Below are 8,919 nucleotides of genomic sequence, written 5' to 3' on the forward strand. Positions count from 1 at the left end.
CTTCAAGAAAAGAATCTGGATACTCAATTAAGTTGTGATATGGTGGCAATGGCAGCTCTTAACAAATACGATGTGGCTATTCTTATTGCGAATGATGGAGATTATAAAAGCGCTATCGAAAATACCAAACTTTTTAATAAAAAGATAGAAAATGTATTTTTTAAGGGTAGCTTGTCAATGTCAATTGATGGATTATGTGATGTGAAAAGAAGAGCTCGCCGTTCCTTTTTTGTAAAACTGCAGGGATTGGAGAATATATAAGTTCTTAGATGTGTGCAAATTTGCCTCGCTAGTTTTCTTCCAAAAATTTAACTAAAATGCAATCAATTGAAGTATTATAAGAAAGTTTGAACTAATCTAAGATCTCTATCTAAACGAAGTATACTTAGTTTTTACAACTTTTTTATTTATTCAAACTAAAAAAAGCTGCCTGTAATTATTGCCATTCTTACAATTCTTTGATAAGCTGTTTTTAACTGATTCTTAAACAGGGTACATCTGCAGGATGCAGTGAATAGATTGGATATGTCATGGACACCATATGGACACCAAAGAGATATTCGAGAGAATAATGCAAAAGATGAGAATGCTGGAAAGTCAAATAAAATAAGGATTAAAGAGTAATGAGCCGGTGTAGCTCAATTGGCAGAGCAACGGAATCGTAATCCGTAGGTTGTCTGTTCGACTCAGATCGCCGGCTCCATTAATTTTCCATCAGAGATATTTATGACATAATTTTTTAAATAAAGAACCAAATATGTTAGATTAGATTATAAGATAGTGTATATATTTACTATGATTTTTTGTACCTTAAGGTAAAAAATTTATGATAAAAGTATTAAATACAAGATTGCCAGGTAGAGTATTAGAGAAAAATAGATGAAAGAATATAGATAGAGAGGTTCATAGGGAGCTTGCTCCCCTGATAATTTTGAGGTAAAAACTCATGTCCATATCACCACCTACTTTCTTCCTTTCTCTTAAAAAAATAAGGGAATATATGATAAAATATAAATTTAGACCCCTAAAAAAGTTAAGCCAAAATTTCCTTATAGATTATAATATTACAACTATTATTGTTAAATCTTTAAGCTTACAAAAAGAGGAAGCAGTATTGGAAATTGGTACAGGTTTAGGCTCGTTAACTTTAGCCTTAATTCCTGCCGTGCAACATGTTTTTTCCATTGAAAAAGACACCCGTCTTAAACCAATATTAGATGATCTACTCTCCCCATATAGCAATTCTGTTACAGTATTATATCAGGATATTTTAACTTTTGATTTAGCTCACTTTCTGAGTCTAAAAAAACAGGAAGGCTATCACATCGAAAAATTAGTCGGAAACTTACCTTATTCCATCTCCCTCCCTTTATTGAGAAAGATAATGGATATGAGGAGTATATTGAAAATTGCAGTAGTAATGGTACAAAAGGAAGTAGCGGAACGTATGTTAGCAAAACCTGGAAGCAAGAATTATGGTCTACTATCAGTGATGTCAAATTATTATGCCAAGATTGAAAAATTACATCTGGTAAAGCCTAATGTTTTTTTCCCTAAACCAGAAATGGAATCCTTGCTTATTAGAATACATTTTTTACAGGAACCGCATATTAAAGTGATAGACGAAGATCTATTTTTTGATATAGTTCGTGCTATTTTTCAGCATAGAAGAAAAAGTCTTGCTAATGCCCTTAAAATATATTTTGGAAAAAGTCTGAAAAAGTATGTGCTGGAAAAAATATTAGAAGAGGCGGGGATTAATCCAAACCAAAGGGGAGAAACTCTATCTTTAGAAGAATATCCTAAACTTACCAAAGTTATAAAAAACATTATAAATTAGTTTTTGTTGAGATCTGCAATAAAGCATGATAGGGAAGCAGTTTAAATTAGCACTCCATTTGCTTAAGTATTTTAGCCATGCTTTAATTATGTAATAAGTAAACAGAGAGTATTAGCAATTTGAAATATAGTTTCATTATTCTTAACTAAAAACCAATAACGAAATATCAGAAACCAAATAACTATCTGACGAATAAAGATAAGTGACTAACAACTAATTCAGTTATAATTGCTAAATAATTGTAAAAAATAAAAAGTTTTTGACAAATAACTATTTTGCATGATAAAATTTGACAAGCTCTGAAAAAGGAATGACTTCAAGAAGTTAATAAGTTTATGATGGCACAAAGGTTATTGATTGCAACAATAAGAGTAGGAGAGTTCTTAAGCTGGTTATATGAATTAATTTCAGCACAGCAATTATTTTTTGCTGTGTTTATTTTTTAACAGAAAGGTCTGATCTATTTAGGAATTATCAAGGAGAAAAATTCTTCTTGAAAATCCGGAGGAACAAGAAAACCCAAAGCTATTTACTTTAGGATTGATGATATATTACATACTAAAATGCGATATAACAGGAGGTAAATGAAAATATGTAGCAGTGGGAGATTATTTTGTTGAAAGTTGGAAAATAATAAATATAATTTGTAATCAGCTTAGATATTAACTTAATCTTAAAGTGTGGTATTGTAAATAGTAACTAGATAATAGAAAAAAACAAAAAACGAAAAGGCGGTGTAAGCAAGTGCAAGTTACTGATGTTAGAATTAGAAGAATACAGACTGATGGAAAACTAAGAGCGTATGTATCTATTACTTTTGATGACTCCTTTGTAGTTCATGATTTGAGAATTATTGATGGAAGAAAGGGTATGTTTGTTGCAATGCCCAGTAAACTCTTACCCAATGGAAATCATAAGGATATAGCTCATCCTATAAATACAGAAGTCAGAGAAATGATTCAGACCGCTGTATTAAAGGAATACGAAGCAACTGAGCAGGAAGATAAGGCAAGCAGTGAATCTCCAAAAGATGATGAAGCAGAGAGCAGTAGCGCTGAGCCTATAGATGATTCTGAATCATCTGAACAATAAGAAATTAGATTTAGTTTGCTTAAAATATTGATTGGTTTATTATAATATTAGTTGGCTAAATTTAATTTAAAATGGTCAGGAGAATAAGAAGGGCAACAATAAGTGATTCTCCTGACTGAAAAATCTAACCAGAGATAAGTATATAGTAGTATCGGAAATACTTTTTAATTCCGATACTACTATAAAAATATTTTGAACAAGAAATAATATATGCTCCGTTGTATTTTAGGAGAGTGTGATTTTTATAACTATTACACTTTAAGTAAAAATTAGAATTATCAAAGAAAAGACATTAAAGACAGGTCTTAGGATTGACCAATATTAAATTTGAGGTTAATTTAAGGAATTCTCAAGGGGAAGAACCCCCTTTGAACATTAATTGAATGGGGTGTAGCCAAGCGGTAAGGCAAGGGACTTTGGCTCCCTCATCGGAGGTTCGAATCCTTCCACCCCAGCCAGATATAGTCTATTTTTATTTATCCAAATTTTCTAATGTAAAATTTATTTTACCTCAGCCAAATAATTTCTTTTCTGAATTTTCATAAAAAAATATTGGCAGGATAATGCTATGATAGATATTACATCGGTTATATTAGCAGCTGGTCAGGGGAAAAGAATGAAATCCGCACTTCCCAAAGTTTTGCATCCCTTAGCAGGAAAACCCATGATATTTTATTCTTTAGAGCTGGCCAGGTCTTTAGGAATTGAAAAGAGAATTGTAGTACTTGGTCATCAGATGGAAAAAATCAAAGAAGCGGTAAAAGATATTGATAAAGAGGTAATTTATGTTCACCAGAAACAACAATTAGGTACTGCTCAGGCTTTACAGGAAGTTGAGCCATACTTAGCTGATTTTTGTGGTATTATTTTAGTTTTATCTGCCGATGTTCCATTATTGAAGCAAACTACTATCCAGAAAATTATCGCTTTCCATCGCGATAGTTCAGCTTGTTGTACTCTATTAACGGTAAAATTAAAAAATCCGGAAGGTTATGGAAGAATAATACGAAACGAAGCTGGAGAAGTTATAAAGATTATAGAGCAATGTGATGCAGATGAAGAGCAGAAGCAAATTAAGGAGATTAATGGGGGAATTTACTGTTTTAACAGTAGAGAATTATTTACAGCCTTAACTGTAGTGAAAAAAGATAATTATCAAAAAGAATATTATTTAACAGATGTTATTAAAATAATGAGAGATAAGGGATGCTCTATTGGAAGCATTACCGTAGAGGATGCAATTGAAATAACAGGAATAAATACACAACAAGACCTTGCCTATACTTCTCAAATAGTTTACCAAAGGAATACAAAGGAGCATATGGAAGAAGGTGTAACTATTATTTCACCTGGTAACACTTTTATTGACAGCCAGGTAAAAATAGGTAAAGGAACTATTATATACCCTTTTACCATTATAACTGCTGGAAGTCAGATAGGCAGTAAATGTCATATCGGTCCTTATTCCCATGTGGTACAAAGCCACATTGGTGACCAAACCAGAGTTTTTTCTTCTATAATTGAAGAAAGCCAAATTGGCAATAATACTAACATTGGTCCTTATGCCCATATTAGACCGGAAAGTATCATTGGAGATGAAGTAAAAATTGGTAACTATGTTGAGATTAAAAAAACATTCATTAATCAAGGTAGCAAAGTTGGACATCTAACTTACCTGGGGGATACCACTTTGGGGAAAAAGGTTAACATCGGTGCCGGCACTATAACCTGTAATTTTGACGGTATAAGGAAGAATCCCACTACTATTGAAGATGGTGTTTTTATTGGCAGTAATAATTGTCTTGTTGCCCCGGTAATTATTAGCAAAGGCGCCTATACCGCTGCTGGTTCTACTATTACCGGTAATGTTCCCCCTCGAAGCTTAGGAATTGCCCGATCCAGGCAAAAAAATATTGTTGGCTGGGTTAATAAGAAAAAGAAAACAGAGCAGAATAAGAAGAAAGAAAAATAATGAAAAGATAAGGAGGCAATAATGTGATTCCGTGTGATAATAGAGAACTACAGATATTTTCTGGAAACGCTAATCCAGCATTAGCTAAAGAAATTGTGACTCATCTGGGAACTCAGCTTGGAAAAGCTGAAGTGTCAAGATTCCCCGATGGAGAATTACATGTGGAGATTGATGAAAATGTTAGAGGACAGGATGTGTTTGTGATTCAACCCACCTGTCATCCGGTACATGATCACCTGATGGAGTTACTGGTAATGATTGATGCACTTCATAGAGCCTCTGCGGAAAGAATTACAGCAGTAATACCATATTATAGCTATGCCAGACAGGATAGAAAAACCCGACCAAGAGAACCGATAACTGCTAAGCTGGTTGCCAATTTATTAGTTGAAGCAGGTGCCCATCGTATTTTGACTATGGATTTACATGCTGGACAGATTCAGGGATTTTTTGATATCCCGGTGGACCACCTAGAAGCTGCTCCGATTCTGGCAGATTATTTTAAAATTAAAGATTTGTCTAATGCAGTAGTAGTTTCTCCGGATGTAGGGGGAACAACGAGAGCAAGAAACTTTGCCGGTTATTTAAATAAACCGATTGCTATTATTGATAAATATAGAGCTTCTGATACTAATGTTGAAATAATGCATATAGTCGGTAATGTTCAGGGCAAGACCGCAATTATCGTAGATGATATGATTGATACCGCCGGCTCTATTATTAAAGGAAGCCAGGCAGTACTAAATGCCGGAGCGAGAGAGATTTTTGTTTGTGCTACTCATCCTATTTTTGCTGATCCTGCCAGAGAACGTCTGGAAAAGTACTGGCAAGAAAAATTGTTTATGGAAGTAGTAGTGACTAATACTATTCCTATTCCTCCCGAAAAACAATTACCCTGTATTAAAGTATTGTCAGTTTCAGAATTATTTTCAGAAGCAATTAAGCGTATTCATTATAATCAATCTATAAGCGCACTATTTAGATAATAAAAAAAGAATTACTGCGGAGGTAAACGGATTATGAAACGAATTCAATTACAGGTAGAAACCAGAGAAAAAAGCGGAAAAGAGGATAGTAAAAGACTTAGAAAAACAGGATATGTTCCGGGTATTTTTTATTCTCCTCATGATAAAAATAATATTTTATTAAAAATACTAGAGAAAGAACTTTTCCGATTTTTATCTGATAAAAAACATGCACATGGAATCATAGATTTAAAGATAAAAACGGATGATGAGAAGGAAGTGACCCGTTTAGCGTTAATGAAGGATTTCCAGTATGACTCTTTACTAAAAAGAATCAATCACTTCGATTTTTATGGAGTGACCATGAAAGAAAAAGTAACCCTGGAAGTTCCTATTATTCTGGAAGGAGAGCCTAAGGGGATTAAAGAAGGTGGTATACTGGATATCTCTTTGAGAGAAGTGGAAGTAGAATGTCTTCCGGCAGATGCACCGGAAGCAATAACTATTGATATCAGTGAAATGAGTTTTAATGATGTTATCACTTTGCAAGATGTTGTTTTACCAAAAGGCGTTAAACTGCTAACTGATATTAATCGGACTATTGCCTCAGTCGTTGCTCCCAGTAAAGTAGAGGAAAAAGTACCCGAAAAAGAGGCTGAAGAAGTAACAGAAGGAGCTCCTGAAGCAAAGATTAAAGCTAAAGAGGCAAAAGCAGAAGAAGAAAAGGAAGAGAAAGAATAGAAATACTATCAGGGTTAAGCAAAATTTAACTAAGGTTGTGATGGCATGAGCATAATTGTGGGTTTGGGTAATCCTGGAACCCAATATCAAAACACTAGGCACAATATTGGGTTTCAAGTTCTGGAAAGATTAGCTCTTAGGTTTACTGACCATAATCTGAAATGGAAAAAGAAATTTTTAGCATACATTCTCTATCACAGATTTCTGGAGCAGGAAATTATTTTAGTTAAACCGCAAACCTTTATGAATCTTAGTGGTAGATCGGTAAGAGAAATTGTAGCTTATTATAATATTAGCTATAATCAATTACTAATTATTTATGATGATTTTCATCTTCCTCTGGGAATTATAAGGATTAGAAATAGGGGAAGTTCGGGTGGGCATAATGGAATGGATTCTGTAATAAATAGTCTGGAATCAGAAGATATTCCGCGTTTGAGAATTGGAATAAGAAATGATAAGCTGTTAGAGAATCTAGACTATTCTGATTTTGTATTATCTAATTTCTTACCTGAAGAGAAAGATTTGGTAGAGAATACTATTACCCATGCGGTACAGGCAGTAGAAGATATTTTAAGCAAAGGTTATAATTTTGCCATGAGAAAATATAACGGATTAGATTTAAATAATTAAAAACTCCAGTAAGTAAGAGTTTATAAAAATTTAATTTAATCTGCTTGAGTAGAAAGATAAAACAGGAAGGTGAGATGATTAAAAGGATCGCTGTTTTAACCAGTGGTGGAGATTCACCAGGAATGAATGCAGCTATCCGGGCGGTTGTTCGCACTGGAATATATTATGAATTGGAAGTTTGGGGAATACAATGCGGATATCAGGGGCTATTAGATAAAATATTTCTTCCCCTCAACCTAAAAAGCGTGGGTGGTATTATGCAGCATGGCGGTACTTTATTGATGACTTCACGTAGCGAAGAATTTAAAACTAAATCCGGACTAAGTAAAGCCGCCTGTATTTTAAAAGAAAATAAGATAGATGCTCTGGTTGTAATCGGTGGTGATGGCTCCCTGGCTGGCGCCCTGGACCTATGTCAACAGGAGGGAATTGCCGTAGTTGGTATACCGGCTAGTATTGATAATGATCTTTATGGTACTGATATGTCTATCGGTGTTGATACAGCATTAAATACGGTTATTTCTGCAATAGATAAAATAAAGGATACTGCTTCATCTCATCGCCGGGCATTTATTATTGAAGTGATGGGTAGAAATTCAGGATACCTTGCCTTAATGAGTGGTATAGCTGGTGGCGTTGAAGCAGTAATTATTCCGGAATTTCCTGCTGATTTGGAGGAGATAAGTAATAAGTTAAGACAGGGTTATAAAAGAGGTAAAACTCACTGTATTGTCATTGTAGCTGAAGGAGCGGGTAGCGCATATGAAATCGGAAAGTACATGGAAGATAAGGTTGGCTTTGAAATGAGAGTAACCGTACTTGGCTATTTACAAAGAGGTGGTTTTCCCTCAGCATTTGACCGCATCTTAGGCAGTCGATTAGGAGCAGATGCGGTAGAACAAGTACTGAAAAAACAGTATCATCATATGGTAGGTTTAACTGGCAATGATATTAGAGTAATTGCTCTGGAAGAAGTATTATCTAACCAGAAAAAATTGCGCGAATCACTATACCAGTTAGCTGCTGTTTTAGCCCGCTAATATTAAATAATTTGAATAGAATAAAGGTGAGTTGGGAATTCTTTTGTTATTTTAACAAATTAGCCATATAATGAAAAATCCATTTAGGCTTTGATTATATTCAAAGCCTTTTCTTTTCAGAGTGAAATGATATGAAATTAATCAAATTGTGGGATCAACATATTATCTATAGCCAATTTCTTAAAGATTTCCGAACCAGGAATAAGAAACTGTTAAGTATCAAGGGATTGCAGGGTAGTGCCCTTTCTTTCTTTATTTCTTCCCTGGCTTTAAAAGGTGAATTAAACCGAGCATTGCTTTGTTTAACTAATAATATTACTGAAGCACTGCGTTTATATCATGATTTGTTAGCTTTTACTGGTTGGCAGGAGAATAATCTCGTTTTTATCTTTCCACCTCATGAGGTTTTACCATATGAAGATTTGCCTCATGATTTCCAGATTGTAAAGCAGAGAATAAAGGTTTTGTCTACCCTACTGCACCTATTCCAATCCGATAAAGATGGAAAAGATAATTATCCCTTTCCCTTAATTATTATCAGTACTTATCGGGCTATTCTTCCTAAAATAATGTCTTGTAACAAGTTTTACCAGCAGCACCTTAAGTTACAGCGAGAAGGTCAACTAAAAGTGGAAT

General features: G+C 34.1%; 9 protein-coding genes and 2 tRNA genes. All 11 read left to right on the forward strand.

Annotated elements, in window-relative coordinates; translation table 11 throughout:
* Window positions 1-261 (forward strand): NYN domain-containing protein (locus PHD84_09895; GenBank protein MDD5638109.1); only part of this gene is annotated, 261 nt, incomplete at its 5' end.
* A 366-nt stretch (window positions 262-627) separates the two neighbouring features.
* Window positions 628-703, forward strand: a tRNA-Thr gene (locus PHD84_09900).
* A gap of 297 nt (window positions 704-1,000) precedes the next feature.
* Window positions 1,001-1,840 (forward strand): 16S rRNA (adenine(1518)-N(6)/adenine(1519)-N(6))-dimethyltransferase RsmA, encoded by an 840-nt coding sequence (gene rsmA / locus PHD84_09905; protein MDD5638110.1) that lies wholly within the window; start codon window positions 1,001-1,003, stop codon window positions 1,838-1,840.
* Between the two features lie 744 nt (window positions 1,841-2,584).
* Window positions 2,585-2,932 carry a septation regulator SpoVG gene (spoVG, locus tag PHD84_09910; GenBank protein MDD5638111.1) on the forward strand — a complete coding sequence of 116 codons (348 nt, stop codon included), beginning with the start codon at window positions 2,585-2,587 and terminating at the stop codon, window positions 2,930-2,932.
* 384 nt (window positions 2,933-3,316) lie between these two features.
* Window positions 3,317-3,390, forward strand: a tRNA-Gln gene (locus PHD84_09915).
* Window positions 3,391-3,500: 110 nt separating this feature from the next.
* Entirely contained in the window at window positions 3,501-4,904 is a 1,404-nt protein-coding gene (gene glmU, locus PHD84_09920) for a bifunctional UDP-N-acetylglucosamine diphosphorylase/glucosamine-1-phosphate N-acetyltransferase GlmU (protein MDD5638112.1), read from the forward strand.
* A 26-nt stretch (window positions 4,905-4,930) separates the two neighbouring features.
* Window positions 4,931-5,890 carry a ribose-phosphate pyrophosphokinase gene (locus PHD84_09925; GenBank protein MDD5638113.1) on the forward strand — a complete coding sequence of 320 codons (960 nt, stop codon included), beginning with the start codon at window positions 4,931-4,933 and terminating at the stop codon, window positions 5,888-5,890.
* 33 nt (window positions 5,891-5,923) lie between these two features.
* A complete protein-coding gene (locus PHD84_09930) occupies window positions 5,924-6,610 on the forward strand; it encodes a 50S ribosomal protein L25 (protein ID MDD5638114.1) in 687 nt (228 codons plus the stop codon).
* A 45-nt stretch (window positions 6,611-6,655) separates the two neighbouring features.
* Window positions 6,656-7,243 (forward strand): aminoacyl-tRNA hydrolase, encoded by a 588-nt coding sequence (gene pth, locus PHD84_09935; GenBank protein ID MDD5638115.1) that lies wholly within the window; start codon window positions 6,656-6,658, stop codon window positions 7,241-7,243.
* A 74-nt stretch (window positions 7,244-7,317) separates the two neighbouring features.
* A complete protein-coding gene (gene pfkA / locus PHD84_09940; GenBank protein ID MDD5638116.1) occupies window positions 7,318-8,283 on the forward strand; it encodes a 6-phosphofructokinase in 966 nt (321 codons plus the stop codon).
* 131 nt (window positions 8,284-8,414) lie between these two features.
* The coding region (locus PHD84_09945; protein MDD5638117.1) for a hypothetical protein at window positions 8,415-8,919 on the forward strand (505 nt) is incomplete at its 3' end.

The organism is Atribacterota bacterium (assembly GCA_028717805.1).
Taxonomy (GTDB): domain Bacteria; phylum Atribacterota; class Phoenicimicrobiia; order Phoenicimicrobiales; family Stramentimicrobiaceae; genus Stramentimicrobium.